Annotated in this window: 1 protein-coding gene; it reads right to left on the reverse strand. The window is 68.2% G+C overall.

Annotated features, from left to right (window positions below):
- Positions 1-469 precede the first annotated feature (469 nt).
- Positions 470-868, reverse strand: a complete 399-nt coding sequence (locus HMPREF3115_RS20395; protein ID WP_006396607.1) for a winged helix-turn-helix domain-containing protein — start codon at positions 866-868, stop codon at positions 470-472.
- Between the last annotated feature and the right edge of the window lie 508 nt (positions 869-1,376).

The raw sequence follows: 1,376 nt of genomic DNA on the forward strand, positions 1-1,376 counted from the left end.
GGCAGCGCGGGCGACGCGTCGAGCGCGAGCACGGCGGCGGGCGGCGTCGCACGCGTCGTGGCAGCGGACAGCGCGGCGCGGTCCGCGGCGTCGTCGGCATTCGTCAGGAACAGCGCAGGCACGGCGGGATCGGAGCGAATTCGGCGTGAGTTCGACGGGTTGTTGTGGCCGGTGGCGCAGGTCGCGCGCGGCTGCTGCGTCGATTGTAGGGAGGCGGCCGTGCGCGTGTCGCACCGGAATCCGTAGTCGTGTGCGTCGTGTCGTCGCGCGGTGGGCGCGGATTTACGAGGCGCCATGAGCGGCGCTTTGCGCGGCCGTTGGAAGGCGATCGCCGCCCTAAGGCGGCGACCGTGTCGCGACGGGAACGTATCGCAGGGCAGGCGAGCCGCGCGATGCGCGTCGCATCGTGTGTGTCGCTGCGGGGGAGCGGCGGCCGGCACGCCGCATCGCGCGGCGCCCCGGCCGATCGTTACAGGTAGTCGGCCGAGATTGCCGCTTGCGGCGCGGTGCGCACGAGCGGCGCCGCGTCGTGGCGTTCCACGTGCGTCATCGCCGCGCCGAACAGCACGAGGCGATAGCCGACCGCGTAGATCGGGATGATCCGCAGGTTCTTGTCGTGATCGAGCTGCAGCTTCGAACGGATCCGCGAGATGTGCGTATCGAGCGTGCGCGACGACACCGCGAGCTCGCGGCCCCACACGGCCTCCTGGATCGCCTGCCGCGGCACGATCTTGTTCATGTTGTCGAGCAGGAATTCGACGACGTCGAATTCGCGCGGCGTGACGTCGACGGGTTTCTCGTCGATCTCGATGGTGCGCCGCACAAAGTTGATTTTTATGTTGTCGATGTACAGGTATTTGCAATCCATGATGGCCCTCGCTGTCCGTAAAGGATTGTTGGCGAGCTGTTTACTGCAACTTCCGGGCCAGGCGGATCGACGGCGACGTGCGCCCGTGGGCGAATCGCGCGCGGGCGTTGAATTCAAACGCACTTTCGGTACTTTGCAGGCGCGGGGCGGTACGCGGGCGGCGGCAATCTTGAAGGATTGTTACGTAGCGCGGCCGCGCAAACGTTACGCACGTTACGGCGCACGTAACGTAGCGAGCGCGGAAGGGGAGGAGAGCGCGCCGGGCGAGTGTTGCTGCGGGTGCGAAGGGTAGCGAAGCGCCGGTCGCGGTGAGCGGGCGCTGACGTTGATCGCGCATCGCAGCGGATGACTACGGACGGCAACGAACGGCGCGGCAGCGGGAGGCGATGGGGCAGCGGGAGGAGATGAGCAGTGGGAGGCGGATGGGGACAGCGGCAGGCGGCGGGGCGCAACGAGCCGAGGCCAGTTGCGCCAGCGTGACAGCGTGACAGCGTGACACCGGGACAGC

It is taken from the genome of Burkholderia sp. HMSC10F09 (assembly GCF_001806955.1).
In the GTDB taxonomy this organism is placed as follows: Bacteria; Pseudomonadota; Gammaproteobacteria; order Burkholderiales; family Burkholderiaceae; genus Burkholderia; species Burkholderia multivorans.

Excerpts from the sequence above, each read along its gene's own strand:
- HMPREF3115_RS20395 (WP_006396607.1), bottom strand. The coding sequence starts at position 868 with ATGGATTGCAAATACCTGTACATCGACAACATAAAAATCAACTTTGTG.